Below are 19,544 nucleotides of genomic sequence, written 5' to 3' on the forward strand. Positions count from 1 at the left end.
CGTTCCCATCAGCGATGCGCCCCAGCCCCGAGGAGAAGAGCCCATGCCGGGCCAGAACATGTCGGGCCAGGAAGAAATGGTCTGGACCAATGCAATGACCGAAGAGGCATCCGCCGAGCCGGCGCCGCCGGGCTTCTGGCGCGCGCTCCGTCGCGGCTTTGCCCGCCGCTGCCCCCGTTGCGGCGAGGCGCCGGCTTTCGACGGTTATCTGAAGGTGCGCGATCACTGCGATCACTGCGGCGAAGCGCTGGGCAGCTACCGTGCCGACGACGCGCCGCCCTATTTCACCATCTTCCTGGTCGGCCACATCGTGGTGCCGCTGATGCTGTGGGTGGAGAAGGACTGGATGCCCGATCTCTGGGTGCATGTCCTCCTCTGGATTCCGCTCAGCCTGATCCTGACCTTCCTGTTCCTGCCCCGCATCAAGGGGGCGGTGCTGGGGGCGATGGTCCATCTGGGTATCCACTAGAACCCTCTGCCCGCGCAGGTCCGGGTTCCCGGAACGCCCGTGTCCTTTTTGAGGGGCATGGGCGTTTTTTCGTGGTTTGACCGGCACTTCCGCATTCGGCGGCTTGGTAATCGGTGACGCAGGACCTATGTCTAGGTCATGGGGATGCGGTTTCCGATCGGGGATCTCCCGAGAAGATCACGATCGGCCGCGGCATCCCGTCCGAATGACGTACCCATCCTCGAATTCGTCCTCGAACCAGAGGGAGGCAGGATGCAGCCCGTCGAAGAGCTTCGCTATCTGATCCTGGCGGCACAGCGCGAAGCCTACCGTCAGCTCGCCGACCGGCTGCGGCCGCTCGGCCTTACGCCCTCCCAGGCGGAGGTGCTGACGGTCTTGGCCCAGCGTGAGCCCCTGTCACTGGTCGATCTGGGCGAGTTGCTGGTCTGCGAGACCGGCAGCCCCAGCCGGCTGGTCAATGGTCTGGTCGAACACGGCCTGGTGCGCCGGGACCGTTCCGACACCGATCGTCGGATGATCACGCTCACCCTCACCGACCGCGGCCGGTCCCAGGTCCAGCGGCTGACCGATATCGACCGTCAGTATCACGCCGACATGTCGCGCCGGTTGAACGGTGATGATCTCGAGCACGTAACACACGCCCTCTGGCAGCTGGTCGGTGACCGGCCGGCCGGCCGGGCTCTGCAGAAACGGCGCTGAGGGGAGCCTCACCTTCAGCCGGGGGAAACGCTCAGCCGGGACCGAACATCGCGACCACCCTCTGCCGGGCCGTGCCGATATGATAGTCGCTCGCCTCCGCGAAACTCGTCGCGTCGCCTGACCGGAGCGCGTCGAGCAAAGGCTCGTGGGTGCGGGCGATTTCGTGCGGGTCGTCGTAAAGCCGGCCGATCATGGCAATGCCATAGCGGGTCTCGGCGGTCAGCTCGTCGAAGACCTTGAGCAGGCGGCGATTGCCGGCGAAGACGCAGATCATGCGGTGGAACTTCAGATCCTCCTCGATCTGACGGTCGCCATCACCTGCCTCGGCCAGACGATGGAGCAGCTGCACCTGGGCCGACAGGGCGGTATCCATTTCGGGCGTCAACCGGCCTGCCAGCAATCCGCCTGCATGGCGTTCCAGGCACATGCGCAGATCATAGATCTGGTCCAGATCCGCCGCATCGAAGCTGCGGACGAAGAAGCCCCGGCGCGGCACCGCGACCACCAGCCCCCGGTTTTCCAGCAGGCGGGCCGCCTCGCGTACTGGCGCGCGACTCACCCCCAGATCGCGCGCGATGGTCGCCTCGGTCAACCGGGCGCCAGGGGCAAATCCCCCCTTCATGATCGCCTCGGTCAGGACCTGGGCGATGCGGTTGACCAGGTCGTCCTGCGTCAGCGCCGCAAGCTGCGGCGTGGCCTGGGTACCTGGGGCACTATGCGGGGGGCGTGTCGGTCCGGTTGCGGTCATATGTCACCTCTCCCTTGCGACTATGCCCGAAACATGGTCGAATGTCGATTGTCGACAATTTGCAACGCGACATTCCGCCGCCCCCGCTTCGCGCTTGCTGAACCAGAGGCTCGTCGACCGCCGTTTCCGCCCCTGTTGCCGGGGCGTCGCATTCGTCATCTCCGCGCGAGGTCCGCCCGATGCAGCCTGCATCCCAGCTCCATCCCGTTTCCGATCCCGCCGACAAGATCCGGGTCGATCTGGCCGCGGCCTATCGGCTGGTCGCGCATTTCGGCCTGGACGACAGCATCTTCACCCATATCTCGGCGCGCGTGGCCGATGCCGAGGACGGGACCGGGCGGTTCCTGATCAATCCCTACGGCCTGCGCTTCGACGAGGTGACGGCGTCGAACCTGGTGACGGTGGATCTGAACGGCCGGATCATCGACGACCCCTATGGCGCCGGCATCAATGCCGCGGGCTTCACCATCCACAGCGCCGTTCACGCCGCACGTCACGACGTGCAGTGCGTGCTGCACACCCACACCGTCGCCGGTGTCGCCGTGTCATGCCAGGCAGAGGGGTTGCTGCCGCTGAACCAGTGGTCGCTGCAGTTCCACGACCGCATCGCCTTCCATGAATACGAAGGCATCGCGCTGGATCTGGACGAGCGCGAGCGGCTGGTGAACGATCTGGGTGACCGCAAGGTAATGATCCTGCGCAATCACGGCCTGATGACCTGCGGCGCCACGGTCGCGGAGGCGTTCAAGCTGATGTACAATCTGGAGCGCAGCTGCAAGGCGCAGCTTGCCCTGCAGGCCTCGGGCGCGCCTGTCCATCGCCCGAGCGACGAGGTGGCGCGCAAGACCGCCGCCCAGTATTCGGGCTGGAGCGACAAGCACGGCCACAACCGGCCCGACCCGGAGTGGGAGGCCTATCTGCGCCTCCTCCGTCGGACCCAGCCCGATTTCGAGAACTGACCGACCAGAACAGGATTTCGTGCCCGGCAGGGAGGCCGGGCGCGGATTTCGTGGCCGTTCGACGACAGATCGAAACCAACGACACCAGAACGGGATGAGCCACGTCCGAAGACCGACGTAAAACCGAGACGTCAGGGGGAACAGGAATGATCAGGGGAATTCTGCTCGGCGGCGTGGCAGCGCTGTCGTGGATCTTCGCGGCCACCGCAGCACCCGTCGAGGGAGGACGGGCCAATGTGGTGATCCAGCCCGAACCGCCGGGACTGATGCTGGGCATGATCCAGAACGGCCCGACGCAGATGGTGGCCGGCAACATCTATGAAGGCCTGCTGCGCTACGACAAATCGCTGAAGCCGATGCCGCAGCTCGCCGAGAGCTGGACCGTGTCCGGCGACGGCACGATCTACACCTTCAAGCTTCGCCAGGGTGTCACCTGGCATGACGGCAAGCCGTTCACCTCGGCCGATGTCGTCTTCTCGGTCGACAAGTTCCTGCGCGAGACCCATGCGCGCCTGCGCGCCTCACTCGCCTATGTCGACAACATCTCGGCGCCGGACGACCACACCGTCATCTTCAAGCTGAAAGAGCCCTTCGGTCCCTTCCTCGGCATCTTTGAGGTCGGCACCATGCCGATGGTGCCGAAGCACATCTATGAAGGCACCGACTACAAGACCAACCCTGCGAACAACACGCCGATCGGCACCGGCCCGTTCAAGTTCAAGGAATGGGTCAAGGGTTCGCATATCCTGCTGGTCAAGAACGAGAACTATTACGAGAAGGGCAAGCCCCATCTCGACGAGATCTACTGGCATGTAATCCCTGATGCGGCCTCGCGCGCCGTCGCCTTCGAAAACGGCACGGTTGACATCCTGCCGGGCGGCTCGGTCGAGAATTTCGACGTGCCGCGGCTGACCGCGATGGACAATGTCTGCGTCACCGACGAGGGCTGGGAGTTCTTCTCGCCCCTGTCCTGGCTGTGGCTGAACAACCGTGAAGGCCCGACCAAGGACGTGCGCTTCCGCAAGGCGATCATGTACGCGATGGATCGCGAATTCGCCAAGGACGTGCTCTGGAACGGTCTGGGTGACGTGGCCACGGGTCCGTTCTCGTCCAAGATCCGCTTCTACTCCGACGACGTCACACCCTATCCGCACGACCCCGAGAAGGCCAAGGCGCTGCTGAAGGAGATGGGCTATGACGGCACGCCCGTCCGCCTGCTGCCGCTGCCCTATGGCGAGACCTGGCAGCGCTGGGCGGAAGCGGTGAAGCAGAATCTGGAAGAGGTGGGCATCAAGGTCGAACTGGTCGCGACCGACGTCGCCGGCTGGAACCAGAAGGTCGCCGACTGGGATTACGACCTCGCCTTCACCTATCTCTACCAGTATGGCGACCCGGCGCTCGGCGTGTCGCGGACCTATGTCTCGACCAACATCGCCAAGGGCTCGCCTTGGAACAATGTCGAGGGCTATGTCTCGCCCGAGATCGACAAGCTGTTCCACGAGGGGGCCAGCGCCTTCTCCGACAAGAAGCGCGAGGCGGTCTACAAGGTCGTCCAGAAGAAGCTGGTCGAAGACGTGCCGGTGGCCTGGCTGCTGGAACTCGGCTTCCCGACCATCACCCGCTGCAACGTGAAGAACCTGATCACCACGGGCATCGGCGTGAACGACGGCTTCAAGGACGCCTGGATCGAGTGACCGGCGGGATGTGACGGCCGGCCGGGACCGCTCTGTCCGGGAGCGGTCCCGCCGGGCCGGCCGTCGCATCCGTCCCGTTCCTGCCATTCCCTTCCGGGCGCCCCGTCGAGGAGACCTGTCGATGGCGCTTGCACGCTTCCTGTTTGGCCGGCTGGTGAAGGCCGCCCTGGTGCTGCTTGCGGTTCTGGTGCTGAACTTCTTTCTGATCCATGCGGCGCCGGGTGATCCGGCGGCGGTCATGGCCGGCGAAGCCGGTGCCGCCGACGAGATTTTCATCCAGCAGCTGCGCGAGCGCTTCGGCCTCGATCAGCCGCTGCATGTGCAGCTGTGGATCTACCTCTCGGGCGTGGTCACGCTCGACTTCGGCTATTCCTATCGTCAGCAGATGCCGGTCCTGGATCTGATCATGGACCGCCTGCCGGCGACATTGCTGCTGACCGGCACCGCCTTCGTGATCTCGCTGATCATGGGCGTCGCGGCCGGAGCGGTTGCGGCCATGCGCCGCGGCAAGTGGTCGGATACGGCCATCACGACGGCCGCCCTGATCTTTTATGCGACACCGCTTTATTGGGTGGCGCTGATGGCCGTGCTGCTCTTTTCGGTGGAACTCGGCTGGCTGCCGGGCTTCGGCATGGAAACGGTCGGGGGCGATGCCACCGGCTTCGGCCATGTGCTCGATGTCGCCGAACACCTGATCCTGCCGGCCTTCACCCTGGGTCTGTTCTTCATGGCGGTCTACACCCGCATGACCCGTGCGTCGATGCTGGAGGTCTCGCGGCTGGATTTCGTGAAAACCGCACGTGCCAAGGGGCTGAAGCCCGCCGTCATCCAGCGCCGCCACGTGCTGCGCAACGCCATTCTGCCGATCGTCACCCTGGCCGGCCTCCAGGCCGGGCAGATGGTCGGCGGCGCCATCCTCACCGAGACCGTTTTCGCCTGGCCGGGCATCGGCCGGCTGATGTTCGAGGCCCTGCTGCAGCGCGACTACAACCTGCTGCTCGGCATCTTCTTCGTCTCGGCGGCGATGGTGATCCTGTTCAACCTGGTGACCGACCTGATCTACCGGGTCGCCGATCCCAGGATCGAGGTGGGGGCATGAAGAAGTTCCTCGTGCGCTTCGCGCAGAACCGCGGTGCGGTCGTCGGCATGATCATCCTGCTGGCGGTGATCGTGCTTGCGATCATCGCGCCGCTGATCTACCCGGTCTCGCCCTGGAAGATGGTGCAGCGACCCTTCCTGCCGCCGCTCGACGTGGCGGGCCTGCCCTTCGGAACCGACACGCTGGGCCGCAACGTCGCAGCCGGCCTGGCCCATGGGGCGCGGGTCTCGCTGCTGATCGGCCTGGTCTCCACCGTGGTGGCACTGGCCATCGGCGTGCCGCTCGGGGCCGTGGCCGGCTATTACGGCGGCATCGTCGACGACGCGCTGATGCGCTTCACCGAGTTCTTCCAGACGGTGCCGAGTTTCGCGCTCGCCATCGTGCTGGTCGCAATCTTCCAGCCCAGTATCACCTCGATCGTGATCGCGATTGCTGTCGTCAGCTGGCCACCCGTGGCACGGCTGGTCCGCGGCGAGGTGCTGTCGCTGCGGACCCGCGAATATGTCGAGGCGGCGATGCTCGCCGGCCAGTCGAACACCACGATCATTCTGAAGCAGATCCTGCCCAACACGCTGTCGCCGATCATCGTGCTGGCCTCGTTGATGGTGGCGACCGCGATCCTGCTCGAAAGCTCGCTCTCCTTCCTGGGGCTGGGTGATCCCAATGTGATGAGCTGGGGCTACATGATCGGCGCCGCCCGGACCGTGATCCGCCAGGCCTGGTGGCTGAGCTTCTTCCCCGGCGTCGCCATTCTGCTGACGGTGCTGGCGCTGAACCTGGTCGGCGAAGGCCTGAACGATGCGCTCAACCCGCGCCTTGCGCGGCAGGACGGGTGAGGGAGGCCCAGATGACCGAGGCCCAGATGACCGAGGATGTCCTCCTTTCGATCCGCGACCTGAAGCTGGCCCTGCCCAAGGGGGCCGACCGGCCCTTCGCGGTCGACGGGGTCAGCTATGACCTGAAGGCCGGCGAGATCCTGTGCGTGGTGGGTGAAAGCGGCTCCGGCAAGTCGATGGCCGCCAATGCGGTGATGGGACTGCTGCCGCCGGGGGTGAAGCCGGCGGGCGGACAGATCCTGTTCGACGGCCGCGACCTGCTCGCCCTCGACGAGGCCGGGTTCCGCGAACTGCGTGCCGCCCGCGTGGCGATGATCTTTCAGGAGCCGATGACCGCGCTGAACCCGCTGATGCGGGTGGGCGAGCAGATCGCCGAGGTTTTTGAGGGCCATAACCGGCTGAAGCCCAGGGAGCGGCGTGCCCGGGCCCTGGATCTGCTGACCGAGGTCGGCATCCCGGATCCTGCACGGGCGATCGACGCCTATCCCTTTCAGCTGTCGGGCGGTCAGCGCCAGCGGGTGATGATCGCCATGGCGCTGGCGCTGGAGCCCCGGCTGCTGATTGCCGACGAGCCGACCACGGCGCTCGACGTCACCACCCAGGCCCAGATCCTGGAACTGATCCGCGACCTGCAGCGCCGCCACGGCATGGGGGTGATGTTCATCACCCACGACTTCGGCGTGGTGGCCGAGATCGCCGACCGTGTCTGCGTGATGCGCTATGGCCAGGTGGTCGAGATCGGCACGGCCGCGAAGGTTCTGGGCGCGCCGGAACATGAATATACCCGCGGGCTGATCGATGCGATCCCGGGCATGGGCGTGCCCGATCGCAAGCCGGTAGAGGGCGAGGTCCTGCTCAAGGTGCGCGGGCTGACCAAGACCTATCACGGCAAGGGCGGGCTGACCCGCAAGGCACGGGTGGTCAAGGCGGTAGACGACATCTCCTTCGATCTTGCCCGTGGCGAGACGCTGGGCATCGTTGGCGAAAGCGGATCGGGCAAGTCGACCCTCGGGCGCTGCATCGTGCGGTTGATCGACCCCGAGACCGGCTCGGCCGAGATCGGCGGGGTCGATCTCGCAACCCTGAACGGGGCGGCCCTCCGCCGCGAACGCCGGCGGGTGCAGATGGTGTTCCAGGACCCCTACGGCTCGCTCAATCCCCGCACGCGGGTGGGGCAGATCATCGCCGAAGGCCCGATCGCGGCCGGTGTGTCGGCCGCCGAGGCGCGCAAACGCGCGCGGGAACTGCTGGAAGTGGTGGGGCTGGATGCCTCTGCCGCCGACCGTTTTCCGCATGAATTCTCGGGCGGCCAGCGCCAGCGTATCGGCATTGCCCGGGCGCTCGCGCTCGATCCTGAGCTGATCATCGCCGACGAGGCGGTCTCGGCCCTCGACGTCTCCATCCAGGCCCAGGTGCTCGACCTCTTGGCCGAACTCAAGACCCGTCTCAGGCTGTCCATGCTGTTCGTGACCCACGACCTGCGCGTCGCGGCGCAGATCTGCGACCGCATCGCCGTGATGCAGCGCGGCCGCATCGTTGAACTCGGTCCGGTGGCCGAGGTGTTCGGCGCGCCGAAGAGCGACTACACCCGCGACCTGCTGGCGGCCATTCCGGGCCGTGGCCCGGGCACGCCGCTCAAGCGCTTCGCCGCAGGTGCCGGCGCATGACCACCATGCCGCGGGCGCGCCGTTGCGTCTGGTTGAGTGCCACCCTGGATCTCGGCGCCATCTTCGGCGCCGATTTCCGGGCCCATGCGCCGCATATCGAACTGGTCGACGCCGTCACCGCGGCGGAGGACCCGGCCTCGGTCGATTTCGCCCTGGCCTGGAAGCCGGCGGCCGATGCCTTCATCCCCTTCCCGAGGCTTGCCTTCGTATCGTCGATCGCAGCCGGGGTCGACAACATTCTGGCCTGCCCCAGCCTGCCCCAGGGGCTGCCGGTGCTGAGGGTGCGGGATGACGATCAGGCACGGATGATGGCCGGGTTCGCGGCCTGGCACGTGCTCTGGCATCACCGGAGCATGGGCGATTATCTGGCCCAGCAGCGCGAGGGCGTCTGGCGACGCAAGCTGCGCAAGCAGCCGGCGCGCGAGGTGCGGATCCTGATCCTGGGCTTCGGCCATATGGGGCGGGTGGCGGCCGGCGTGCTCTCGGGCCTCGGCTATGACGTGCGGGCGGTGGCCCGCCGGGCGCCGGATCCCGCCCTGGTGCCCCATGGCGTGACCGTGGAGGCCGGGCCCGATGCGCTCGATCGCCTGCTGCCTGCGGCGGATATGGTGATCAACCTGCTGCCTTTGACCGAGGACACCCGCAGCCTGCTGGCGGCGGATTTCTTCGCGAAACTGCCGGCCGGGGCCGTGTTGATCCAGCTTGGTCGCGGCGAACAGCTGATCGAGGCCGATCTGCTGGCGGCGCTGGATGCCGGGCAGTTGTCGGCGGCCTCGCTCGATGTCTTCCAGGTCGAGCCGCTGCCGGCCGATCACCCCTTCTGGCGCGATCCGCGCATTCTGATCACGCCGCATGAAGCGAGCGAGCCGGATGCCGGGGCGCTTGCCCGTCACATCGCCGCGGCGGCGGAGCGTCTGGACCGGGGGTTGCCGGTCGAGACCTCGGTCGATCGCGGCGCCGGATACTGATCGCTCCGGTTCCTGCACTCCTTTCGGGACGTGTGCCTCATGAAAGTCGTCTTCGACCCCCGCCAGACCGCCCATGCGCCGGAGCAGTATTTCCGCCGTGGTGCCTTCATTCCCCATCCCGAGCAGCCGCTGCGCGCGATCCTGCTGCGCGACGCGCTGGCCGGTGCCGGCCACGAGATCGTGACGCCGGCGGATCACGGCCTGGACTCGCTCTATGCCGTTCATGATCAGGGCTATGTCGATTTCTTCCGCACCGCCTGGGCGCGGTGGGTGGAGGCGACCGGGAGCACCAACCCGGCCGTGCCCAATTATCACACCACACGGCGTGATGCACGCCGGCCCGAAGGCGTGATCGGCCAGCTCGGCTACTATTCCACCGACACGGCCTGCCCCGTGACCGAGGGCACCTGGGAGGCGATCTACTGGTCGGCCCAGTCGGCGCTGGACGCTGCCGAGCGGGTGATGGCGGGCGAGCGCATGGTCTATGGCCTGTCGCGCCCGCCCGGCCATCATGCCTCGTGGGATGCGAGCAACGGCTTCTGCTTCTTCAACAATGCCGCCGCGGCCGCCCATCATCTCCGGCGCCGGTTCGGCAAGGTGGCGATCATCGATGTCGACACCCATGCCGGCAACGGCACCCAGGACATCTTCTACGAGCGCGGCGACGTGTTCTTCGCCTCGATCCATGTCGATCCCACCGATTACGTGCCCTATTACGTCGGCTATCCCGACGAGACCGGCCGCGGCGAGGGCGCGGGTGCCAATCTGAACCTGACCCTGGCACCGGGATCGGGCGATGCCGAGATCGGGGCGGCGGTCGATCGGGCGCTGGAGGCGATCCGGGACTACGGGGCCGAGGCGCTGGTGGTCTCGCTCGGCTTCGACATGGCCCATGACGACCCGCTTTCGGTGGTCCGCTGCACGGCCGAGGGCTTTGCCGCGACGGCAACCAAGATCACCCGCATGGGCCTGCCCACCGTGCTGGTGCAGGAAGGCGGCTATCTGGGCCCCTCGCTTTCGAACAATGCCGTCGTCTTCCTCAACGCCTGTGATGCGGCGCTGGGCTGACCGGCGTATCGTTTCATCGACAGTTCCCCCCCGATCCCACCCCAGGAGCCGGATCATGGCCTACAGTCCGAACTCGCCGGAAGCCCGCGACATCGCCTACCACCTCCATTCCTATACCGATGCCCGCCGGCATGAAGAGACCGGCTCGGTGGTCCTGGAGAAGGGTGACGGGGTCTTCGTCGAGGACATCCACGGCAACCGCTACATCGAAGCGATGGCGGGGCTGTGGAGCGTGGCGCTGGGCTTCAGCGAGAAGCGGCTGGCCGATGCCGCCGCGCGCCAGATGGCGAAGCTCCCCTTCGCCCACACCTTCAGCTACAAGTCCAACGGCCCGGTGATCGATCTGGCCGAGAAGCTGATCTCGCTCGCCCCCGTGCCGATGAGCAAGGTGTTCTTCACCAATTCGGGCTCCGAGGCGAACGACACCATCCTGAAGCTGCTCTGGTACCGCTCGAATTCCATGGGCCAGCCGCAGCGCAAGAAGATCATCAGCCGGGTCCGCGGCTATCACGGCGTCACCATCGCCTCGGCGAGCCTGACCGGTCTGCCCAACAATCACCGCTCCTTCGATCTGCCGATCGCGAACGTGCTGCATACCGGCTCGCCGCATCACTGGAAGGACGCGAACCCGGGCGAGAGCGAAGAGGATTTCGCCACCCGCCGCGCCGAAGAGCTGGAGGCGATGATCCTGGCCGAGGGGCCGGAAACCATCATGGCCTTCATCGGCGAGCCGGTGATGGGCGCCGGCGGCGTGGTCGTGCCGCCCGCGACCTATTGGGAGAAGATCCAGGCGGTTCTGGCGAAATACGATATCCTGCTGATCGCCGACGAGGTGATCTGCGGCTTCGGCCGGACGGGCAACATGTTCGGCAGCCAGACCTACGACATGCGCCCCGACATCATGACCATGTCGAAGCAGCTGTCCTCGTCCTATCTGCCGATCTCGGCCTTCATGATCAACGAGAAGGTCTACGGGCCGATCGCTGACGAGAGCCACCGCATCGGCGTGCTCGGCCACGGCTTCACCGCCGGCGGTCATCCGGTCGCCTCGGCCGTGGCACTCGAGAACCTGAAGATCATCGAAGAGCGCGATCTGGTCGCCAATGCTCGCGAGATGGGTGAGCGCCTGCGCGGTCGCTTCCATGCCCTCGAAGGTCATCCGCTGGTCGGCGAGGTCCGCGGCGTCGGCCTGATCGCGGCGGTCGAACTGGTGACCAACAAGGAGGCGAAGACCGCGCTGGAGGCCCCCGGCGCGCTCGGCGGCAAGGTTGCGGCCGCCCTGCAGGCGCGTGGCGTGATCGTGCGCAACATGCTCGACGCCATCGCCTTCTGCCCGCCGCTGATCATCAAGGCCGAAGAGGTCGACATGATCGCCGATCGCTTCGAGGCCGTGCTGAACGACGTGGCGGCCGAGGTCCTCTGATCCGCTTGACGGAAAAAGAGGAAACGGGACACGCCCGGCAGTCGAGAATGCGACAGCCGGGCGTTTCCCATTGAGAGCGAGCTGTTTCATCCGTCTGACTGCGGGTGAAGCGCCTTGCAGCCCAAAAGATGGGGCGCACTTCCGGCCGAAGGCATAGGGAGCGGCTTTCAGCCTCGGGTAGGCGCGGGGCCGCGATTTCTGGCCAGGCCGATGCCGGCGTTTCCGTGGCGGAGCCCGGTACCGCGGCCCCCTGATCTCGCCGAGGGAGGTGATCTATCTCTGATCGGCCATGTGTAGCCTGGCGCATATTTTCGACATCATGTGCAGGAACTTGATGAGTCGTTCCGTTGTGTGTCGTATTCCATGTCGCGCTGCAATGCGGCAGGGGGCCGAGACATGTCGCATTTCACGGCGCGATCATGCTATCTAGCGATGCTCCGCTTGCGCCCTGACAGGACGGAAATGAGCGGACGCCAACCGGGGCGCTGCCGGAAGATGCGATCGAGACACAGTGGATATCCGCATGACTGAGCCTGTGGAAGGAATTGGCAAGACTGCCACTCGCAGTGTCGGATGGTCGATGGCTCAGAATTGGGGGGGACGATTCTTTACGTTCGCCTTGTTCGTCGTACTTGCGCGACTCCTGACGCCACACGACTTTGGCGTTGTCTCTGCGGCGAATATAGTTTTGCTTTTTATTGCGATGGTTTCGGATTTTGGCTTCGGTGAAGCCATCGTCCAGCGCCGGAACATGAAGCACACTGACGTCAATTTGCCATTTTTTTTCTCTCTATTCATGTCGCTGACTCTGGCGTTTGTGGTCTCGATGAATGCAGAGATCGTGAGCGGTTGGCTTAACGTAGAGGGCGTTGAGATCGTTCTAGCCACGATCTGTTTCATTGCACCCCTGACGACTCTTTCTCAATTTCAGGAATACAATTATCGTAAACAGCTTCGTTTCAAGGCACTCGCCTTCCGCGTGTTTGTCGCGAATATCATAGCGGGAGCTGCATCTATCGCTACCGTCCTGGCCGGGTTTGGCATTTGGGCGCTTGTTGTGCAGATGTATGTCACCATTCTGGTCAGTCTGATCTGGCTTTGGTCAATGCCAGTTTGGAAGCCGACGTTTACGCTCGACTTCAAGGCATTCCGGGAACTCGCCCGCTTTGGGTTCTCTGTCGTCACGATGCGGGTCTTCGATTTTCTGGCCCAGAGATTTGTCGAGTTCTTTGTTATCGGCCGCTATGGGGTGGCCATATTCGGTCTTTATGCTGTCGGCGCCCGCGTTTATCAGATCATGATGCAGCTTTTGCAAGGGGCGCTGAGTGATGCCTCTCTCGCTGTGCTGTCCACAATTGCCCATAACCGGGCCAAGATGGCCGAGCTGTACCTCAAAACCATTGTGATTTCCAATTTCCTGTTTGCGCCGGTGTTCTGCTTCGTGGCGGCTCTCTCGCCGGAGATTTCGTTGATTCTGTTTGGCGCGAAATGGGAGGGGGTCGAGGATATTATGCGACCGCTGATGATCTTGGGTGCAGTGCAATGCAGCCAGTTCATGAACGGCCCCTTTCTGAGCGCCATGGGGCGGCCGTCGCTGGTAATGTATGTGTCAGCGATCAAGAACCTGGCCGCGCCAATCGCTCTTCTGACCATTCCGAGCGCCGGGGTCGCCGATGTGGCAATGATCTGGGCCTTTTCGCAGTTTTTGGGGACGCCCTTTTCGTTTGGGCTTACCGCGCGCGAACTGAAAGTCCCGATCCTCAGGGTCATCCTGAACGCGGCGCCGGCGGTGCTGGGCTGTGTGGCGGCGGATCTTGCTGTAGATGCGCTTCGTGATCACCTGTCTTCAAGTATTGACTCCGTATTTCTGATGGGAATCGTTCTCGGGGCGTCTTATTTCGCTGTGTATGGCATGATAAGTTGCAGCCTGGGGTACAGGCAGGTAAAAACCATTGTGACCTTCGTGCGCAACAGAATGAATTCGAGGTAGTCATGTCGGTGAAGGCCCTCGTCAAGAGTCTCATTCCAACGCCGTTGATGAAGAGACTTTCGGCGGCGAGAACTGCCTCCAGGTTTGAAGCCACCCTTTCCGACTGGGATAAGGCAACGGCGAGAGTGGTGCAGCGGGACGTTCAGCGTCCTGTACGCAGGGTACTGGTTGTGCCGAGCGACACGGAAACCCTGATCGGCGCTCTCGGAGACGATGCAATGATCTCCGCCATCGGCAGCATGTGTCGGTCCGTCAGTCCGACGGTGGAGATCGTTATTGTCATCCAGGGGGCAGCCGCCGCTGCCACTGCTCGCTCGCGAGGGCTGGTTCCGCTCGATATCTGGGGTGCGCCAGATTTTATGGGAGAAATCGTCAAGATCCTGAATGCCGGCGATATCGATGCAGCCTTTGCCTTGGGGGCTGATGTTATGGACGGCTATTACAGTCCGATTGTCCCTGCAAGAATTGCAGCGGTGATGGACCTCGCTTGCCGATGCGGGATCCCTGCCACAATTCTCGGATTCAGTTTCAACAATGCGCCTCATCCGGGACTCAGCGAGGCGTTCGACCGCATGCATTCTGATGTTCAGGTCTGCCTGCGGGACGAGATTTCACTCGAGCGGTTTCGGCGTTTTTCCTCGCATCCGGCTCGTCTCGTCGCGGATTCTGCGTTCATGCTCGTTCCATCAGAACCGGCACAGGCTGAGGCGGACTGGATTGCTGCGAGGCGGGCTGCCGGCGACAGAGTGATCGGCGTCAATCTCCATCCTATGCTGATTCGCAATGCGACACCGGAGCAGGTGAACGAGATTGTTCGGGTCGGAGCGGAGGCATTGCTTGCCGTCGCTGCAAAGCGGCCGGTTTCGTGGTTCCTGCTCCCGCACGACTATCGTGGTGAGCTCGGTGATGCGCGTTGCCTGGAGCCGATCCGCAATGCGATCAGCGGAAGACTGGGGGAACGGGTACGTTACCTGGAGGGGATGCATCTGGCCGCGGATCTGAAGGGGCTGGCTGGTATCCTGGACGGCATTGTCACTGGCCGCATGCATCTTGCCATCGGCAGCCTTGGGCAGGGGACGCCGACGGTCAGCGTGACTTACCAGGACAAGTTCGAGGGGCTTTACCGACATTTCGGCCTGCCCGATTGGATGTTGTTGTCCCCTCAGCGCTATCTCACACCGGGCAGCTTTGAAGCGGCGCTGACTCGTTTCGTCGATGAAATCGATCAGGTCACGGCGATCGTTGAGAGCCGGGCAGGGGCCGTAAAAGACCTCTCCCGTGACAATTTTTCGTCGATCCTTTAGACAGCCTGATCCACAGCACGCGATGCTGGTTCGAGCACCGCGTGCTGTGATGACATCAGGCTGCGGGCTGATCTTTGTGGGCCATCTCAATGATGGTGTGGGCGAGCAGTCCCTCCCGCCGACGGAGTTGGTCTTCATAGGCGGTGAACTGTCGCTGCGCCAGATCTGCAAGAGCCTCAGGATTTTGCAGCATACCGGCGATCATGGCTGCAGCCGCCACGGCGTCGCTGCGATCAAAGATTGCATCCTGGGGCATCCAGGGCAGGCCGGCAGCACCATTCTGTGTTGTGAGCACTGGCATAGCGTGGGCGAGTGCAGCAAGCACTTTCATTTTGACCCCGGATCCCAGTTCGATCGGGCAGATGAATGCGTCGCATTCGAGATGAAGCTGCTGCAGCCTTTCCTCCGACACGAAGCCTTGATAGTGGACATTGGGGTGCCGTTCCGCAGCGATATCGGGCTGTGATGTACCGCAAAGGATGATTCGGAGTGATGGAATTAGTGTCGTGAGTCGGGGGGCGAGCTCCTGTACCAGCCAGAGGATCGCTTCATGATTGGGAAAATAACCGGATGACCCGACAAAAAGTAGAGAATGTGTCCCTGAGTATTTCCATCGGATTGGCGCGCGCGGGAGGAATTCGGGGAGTGCACTGACCTTCTCCGTATCGGAGCCCTTGAGCCGGCGCAGTTCAGGAATATCCGTAGTGGCGATACAGAGAATACGATCTGATTGTTTGATCAAGCGCAGCTCCGCTTGCTTGGCTTTGCGATGCTCCCAATAGTGGAGATAACGTAGGGGATTGAATCGGCCCGTCATATCGACTTTTTGGCGGGTAATTGTATGTTCGACATTATGCGCGATATACAGCACGGGAACGTCGTGTTCGAGTCCGTCGATAAGCGGGACGCCACCATAGTGATCGATGACGATTACGTCAAAGGTGCGATTTTTAAGGGCATTTGACACGAAAGAAAGAGCCTTTGGATTGGCTCTTAGCTCAAGATCTCTTGGCAGAGAAGAGAACAAGACCTGCTTTATGGCCTTCAGAATAGCCGGGATGCTTTGCAGCCGGGGCAGCGAGCGCTCGAACTCGATTGACTGGATGCCCATTTCCTTCTGCCATTCAATCGTGCCCAGCCCCTGCAGGCCAACATCGATCGCAAGGACGGTGACTTCGAGCCGGGCATCGGTGGCAACTTCACGCAAATGATTGGTGAGGGCCATCTTTCCGCCGCTCGTGGCCGGGATGGGCATCTCGGACACGACATAGAGTACTTTCACTTTTTTGAGTGGAAGTGTTTCGCGCTCGGCGGATGTTGCGTTGGCCGCAGTCATGTGATCCAGCGGACGGGTCATACGTTCATAACGCTTTCGACGGTGCGGGACGAGGGCTGGCGGCGCCCACTGTAGCGGCGGCCACATCCTGCTGTCCACATGCCCTCCGGCTGGACGTATGGCGGGTTGTCAAACCCGCTTCTGCAGCCACGCCTCTGCCCCGCGCCCCAGATTGAGGGCGGCCAGATCCCCCTTCACCTCGACCACCATCAGCCGGTCGAGTTCGTCGTCCATATACTGGGCAAGCCAGCCGCGGACCATTTCGGCCGAGGCCTCGAGGTCGATCAGCCAGGCATCTTCCAGCGCATGGGCATGGGCCACCGAGGCGAGCGCCTTGTGCAGGCGGTCGTAGCTCTGCCCTTCGGCGCGGAGTTCATAGGTCACCAGATAGACGGCCATCCGCGGATCGATCCCCTGTGGTGACGGCATCCGTGCCGGGACGCGGTTCGTCCGGCGGTGCCGTTCCCCTTTCAGGTGATGTTCGCGGGCGACATGTCAAAGGGCAAGCCCTCGTCGACATGTCGGCCGGTCTGTCGATGTTCCGCCTCTCAACGTTCTTCGATGCGGTCCTCGATCGCCCGGCCCGAGAGCAGCCAGCCGCGGCGCAGATCCTCGATATGGCGGGCCATCCAGGTCGATGCCTCGTCGGCATCCCTGAGTTTCAGGGCGGCCACGATCGCCCGGTGGGCCTCGAGATTGCGGCGGGGGGCCTGCTTCACCTGTTTGCCGAGTTCGACATAGGGTCGGAACAGCAGCTGGCCGATCGGCTCGCGCGACAGCATCAGCGCGCGGTTGCCCGAGAATTCGGCCAGCATGGTATGGAACTCGGTATCGACACCGTCGGTCGGCTCCCCCGCCGCCACCAGATGGGCGGTGGCATCCAGGTTCACCTCCAGCGCGTCGATCTGTGCATCGGTGATCCGGGCGGCGGCGAGCGAGGCGGCGAGCGGTTCCAGAACCCGGGCGACTTCCCAGAGTTCCTTGAACTTCACGTCATGCATCAGCAGCGCGCGTTCCATCCGGGGCGAGATGTCCTCCTGCCCCGGTATGGCGATCACCAGCCGCTTGCGGCCCTCCCGCCGGAGCAGCCCTTCGCTTTCCAGCTGCCGGATTCCCTCGCGGATGGTGGAGCGGTTGACGCCGAAACGGGTGGCGAGTTCGGTTTCGCTGGGCAATTGTTCGCCCGGCTTCAGCCGGCCGTCGACGATGAGGCGCTGGAGCTCCTTCGAGACGACCTGATAGGCCGGCGGGATCTTCAGTTTCGCGATCTCGAGCATGACGACCGTCCAGCATCCGGGGTGAAAACGCGCCGCATCGGTGTAACCGAACCGCCGGGCGGGGGAAAGCCGTTCCGGTTCCGCAATTTACCCATAAACCGCCCGGCGGGGCTATTGCCCGCCGGCGGTGGGGTCGGCCTCTGCCGCAGGCAGCGGCGTGCCGGTCGCGAAATGGCGGACATGCAGGGCGATCTGCCAGACCATCTCGATCGCCATCAGCCCGAGCGCCAGCGGCACCATCATGATGAACGGCCAGACCGGAAAGAAATCCGATCCCAGCTGCATGGTCCGCCCGGTCCTGAGGCCGGTGGCCGCATACTGGGCGAGGTACCAGAACAGGAACAGGAAGATGGCAAGCTCGACCACCAGCATCAGGATCGCGACTGCCGATCCGGCCCGCCGGGGCAGGGTGGTCGCAATCACCTCCAGCCGGGGGAAGATCCCGTCACGATGGGCGAGCGGCAGGGCCCAGAACACCATCAGCGGAAAGAGCATGCGTTCGATGATGTTATAGGCGCCCGGCACGAGATCCGTATGCAGGGCATAGCGGCCGAAGACGCTGAGCACGGTCAGGATCATCACCGCGAACAGGCAGAGCCCGGCGCCGATCGAGGCCAGCCCCCATTCGAAGCGGCCGAGCAGGCCGTGAAGTCTGGTCATGGGTCTCACCGAAGGTTGCCGGGCAGCCAGGTGACGATCCCGGGGAAGAGGATCGTGGCGCCGATGACGATCACGGCCGAGGCGAGCGCGAATTTGCCGGCCGGGCGGAAGACTTCTGCCACCGGATGACGTTGTGCCGCCGCGGCGGCATAGGCCGAAAGGCCGACCGGGGGCGTCAGCAGGCCGAGGGCGATCATGAAGCTGGCCAGCACGCCGAACCAGAGCAGGTCGATACCGGCGGCCTCCAGCATCGGCAGCACGATCGGCACGATCAGCAGGATCACCGCGGCGCTCTCCAGGATCATGCCGGCGATGAACAGCACCGCCATCAATACCGCGACCAGCAGGCCGGGCGAGCCGACCAGCGGCTCGGCGAGCGCCAGCAGATCGCGGGGCAGGCGCGAGAAGGCCAGGAAGCGGGCGAAGATCTGAGCCCCGATCACGATCAGCATCAGCATGGCCGAGATCTTGACACTGTCGGCCAGGGCCGCCGCCAGATCGCGCCAGCCGATCCGGCGCATGAGGGTGAGACCGACCAGGGCGGTGAAGGCGCCGACGGCCCCCGCCTCACCCACGGTGATGATGCCGGTATAGATCCCGCCGAACACCACCAGCATCAGGGCCATCATGAACAGCGAGGCCCCGAGTGCGCCCCGCTCCAGTTCGGAGGGCTGATCGGGGCGGGCGCCGGGGGCGGCACCTTCCGGGCGCAGTTCCTCGAACAGCGCGAGGCAGCCGATATAGACCAGCATGCACAGCAGCCCGGGGCCGAGCAGACCGATGAACAGGGCGCCGATCGGCACCGAGGTGATGGCGCCGTAGATGATCACGATCAGGCTGGGCGGAATGACCGCCGAGAGCGAACCCGCCACCGCCGCAAGGCCGATCGCGAAACGGCGGCTGTAGCCGACACGTTCCAGTTCCGGGGCCGAGAGGGTCGCGAGCGAGGCGGCGGAGGCGGCCCCCGAACCCGAGACCGCGCCCAGCAGCCCGCCGATCACCAGCGTGGCGACGCCGAGCGGAAAGCGCCGGTAGCCGGCCATGCGATGGCCGACGCGGAACAGGTCGAGCACCAGCCCGCCGCGGAGCAGCAGCTGGGCCATCAGCAGGTAGAGCGGGATGATCGACAGCGAATAGTTCGACGCCGTGTAGAACACGTCCTGGCCGAGCACGCCGTTCAGCACCCGCGGGCCGGTCCAGAGCAGGATGCCGACGATGCCGGTCCCCAGCAGGACCGTGGCGACATGCTGGCCGAGCAGCAGGAAAAAGACGAACCAGCCGGCGACGATCAGCAGGATGATGTCGTGGGACATGGGATCCGGGCCTTGCACGAGACCTTCAGGCCCG

The 19,544-nt window shown here is 64.2% G+C and carries 18 protein-coding genes; 12 read left to right on the plus strand and 6 right to left on the minus strand.

Translation table 11 applies throughout. The features are described from left to right. The first annotated feature begins 43 nt into the window (after nucleotides 1-43). Nucleotides 44-469: a DUF983 domain-containing protein gene (locus TMO_RS01365; RefSeq protein WP_014743785.1), complete on the plus strand. Its 426-nt coding sequence runs from the start codon at nucleotides 44-46 to the stop codon at nucleotides 467-469. A gap of 252 nt (nucleotides 470-721) precedes the next feature. After that, complete coding sequence (locus tag TMO_RS01370) at nucleotides 722-1,168, plus strand: MarR family winged helix-turn-helix transcriptional regulator (RefSeq protein WP_014743786.1); 447 nt, start codon at nucleotides 722-724, stop codon at nucleotides 1,166-1,168. A 31-nt stretch (nucleotides 1,169-1,199) separates the two neighbouring features. On the opposite strand, the gene TMO_RS01375 is transcribed toward TMO_RS01370, so the two are convergent. Further along, nucleotides 1,200-1,916: a GntR family transcriptional regulator gene (locus tag TMO_RS01375; RefSeq protein WP_014743787.1), complete on the minus strand. Its 717-nt coding sequence runs from the start codon at nucleotides 1,914-1,916 to the stop codon at nucleotides 1,200-1,202. A 179-nt stretch (nucleotides 1,917-2,095) separates the two neighbouring features. Here TMO_RS01375 and TMO_RS01380 point away from each other — a divergent pair, with 179 nt between their 5' ends. From TMO_RS01380 to TMO_RS01425, 10 genes are all read left to right on the plus strand, one after another. Continuing rightward, nucleotides 2,096-2,875, plus strand: a complete 780-nt coding sequence (locus TMO_RS01380; protein WP_014743788.1) for a class II aldolase/adducin family protein — start codon at nucleotides 2,096-2,098, stop codon at nucleotides 2,873-2,875. Between the two features lie 146 nt (nucleotides 2,876-3,021). Beyond that, nucleotides 3,022-4,569 (plus strand): ABC transporter substrate-binding protein, encoded by a 1,548-nt coding sequence (locus TMO_RS01385; protein ID WP_014743789.1) that lies wholly within the window; start codon nucleotides 3,022-3,024, stop codon nucleotides 4,567-4,569. 121 nt (nucleotides 4,570-4,690) lie between these two features. After that, on the plus strand, nucleotides 4,691-5,668 hold the full coding sequence (locus TMO_RS01390; RefSeq protein WP_014743790.1) for an ABC transporter permease: 978 nt from the start codon (nucleotides 4,691-4,693) through the stop codon (nucleotides 5,666-5,668). Continuing rightward, nucleotides 5,665-6,504: an ABC transporter permease gene (locus TMO_RS01395; protein WP_014743791.1), complete on the plus strand. Its 840-nt coding sequence runs from the start codon at nucleotides 5,665-5,667 to the stop codon at nucleotides 6,502-6,504. Before TMO_RS01390 ends, TMO_RS01395 begins: the two co-directional genes overlap by 4 nt. A gap of 11 nt (nucleotides 6,505-6,515) precedes the next feature. Beyond that, on the plus strand, nucleotides 6,516-8,171 hold the full coding sequence (locus tag TMO_RS01400) for an ABC transporter ATP-binding protein (protein WP_014743792.1): 1,656 nt from the start codon (nucleotides 6,516-6,518) through the stop codon (nucleotides 8,169-8,171). Continuing rightward, entirely contained in the window at nucleotides 8,168-9,139 is a 972-nt protein-coding gene (locus tag TMO_RS01405) for a 2-hydroxyacid dehydrogenase (RefSeq protein WP_014743793.1), read from the plus strand. Before TMO_RS01400 ends, TMO_RS01405 begins: the two co-directional genes overlap by 4 nt. A gap of 39 nt (nucleotides 9,140-9,178) precedes the next feature. Continuing rightward, nucleotides 9,179-10,207 carry a histone deacetylase family protein gene (locus tag TMO_RS01410; RefSeq protein ID WP_014743794.1) on the plus strand — a complete coding sequence of 343 codons (1,029 nt, stop codon included), beginning with the start codon at nucleotides 9,179-9,181 and terminating at the stop codon, nucleotides 10,205-10,207. Between the two features lie 55 nt (nucleotides 10,208-10,262). Beyond that, entirely contained in the window at nucleotides 10,263-11,630 is a 1,368-nt protein-coding gene (locus TMO_RS01415) for an aspartate aminotransferase family protein (protein ID WP_014743795.1), read from the plus strand. A gap of 523 nt (nucleotides 11,631-12,153) precedes the next feature. Next, nucleotides 12,154-13,620: a lipopolysaccharide biosynthesis protein gene (locus TMO_RS01420; RefSeq protein WP_014743796.1), complete on the plus strand. Its 1,467-nt coding sequence runs from the start codon at nucleotides 12,154-12,156 to the stop codon at nucleotides 13,618-13,620. A 2-nt stretch (nucleotides 13,621-13,622) separates the two neighbouring features. Beyond that, entirely contained in the window at nucleotides 13,623-14,924 is a 1,302-nt protein-coding gene (locus TMO_RS01425; protein WP_051045284.1) for a polysaccharide pyruvyl transferase family protein, read from the plus strand. Nucleotides 14,925-14,979: 55 nt separating this feature from the next. Here the strand turns inward: TMO_RS01425 and TMO_RS30160 are convergent, their stop codons facing one another. The 5 genes from TMO_RS30160 to TMO_RS01450 all read right to left on the minus strand — a co-directional run bounded on the left by TMO_RS30160 (nucleotide 14,980) and on the right by TMO_RS01450 (nucleotide 19,510). Then, nucleotides 14,980-16,281, minus strand: coding sequence for a glycosyltransferase (locus TMO_RS30160; protein WP_187297802.1), 1,302 nt, complete (start codon nucleotides 16,279-16,281; stop codon nucleotides 14,980-14,982). A 108-nt stretch (nucleotides 16,282-16,389) separates the two neighbouring features. After that, nucleotides 16,390-16,659: a hypothetical protein gene (locus TMO_RS01435; protein ID WP_014743799.1), complete on the minus strand. Its 270-nt coding sequence runs from the start codon at nucleotides 16,657-16,659 to the stop codon at nucleotides 16,390-16,392. A 149-nt stretch (nucleotides 16,660-16,808) separates the two neighbouring features. Then, on the minus strand, nucleotides 16,809-17,537 hold the full coding sequence (locus tag TMO_RS32750; RefSeq protein WP_014743800.1) for a FadR/GntR family transcriptional regulator: 729 nt from the start codon (nucleotides 17,535-17,537) through the stop codon (nucleotides 16,809-16,811). A 111-nt stretch (nucleotides 17,538-17,648) separates the two neighbouring features. After that, nucleotides 17,649-18,197 (minus strand): TRAP transporter small permease, encoded by a 549-nt coding sequence (locus tag TMO_RS01445; RefSeq protein ID WP_014743801.1) that lies wholly within the window; start codon nucleotides 18,195-18,197, stop codon nucleotides 17,649-17,651. A 5-nt stretch (nucleotides 18,198-18,202) separates the two neighbouring features. Beyond that, complete coding sequence (locus TMO_RS01450) at nucleotides 18,203-19,510, minus strand: TRAP transporter large permease (RefSeq protein WP_014743802.1); 1,308 nt, start codon at nucleotides 19,508-19,510, stop codon at nucleotides 18,203-18,205. Nucleotides 19,511-19,544: the final 34 nt, after the last annotated feature.

The sequence above is a fragment of the Tistrella mobilis KA081020-065 genome (assembly GCF_000264455.2).
Lineage (GTDB): Bacteria > Pseudomonadota > Alphaproteobacteria > Tistrellales > Tistrellaceae > Tistrella > Tistrella mobilis.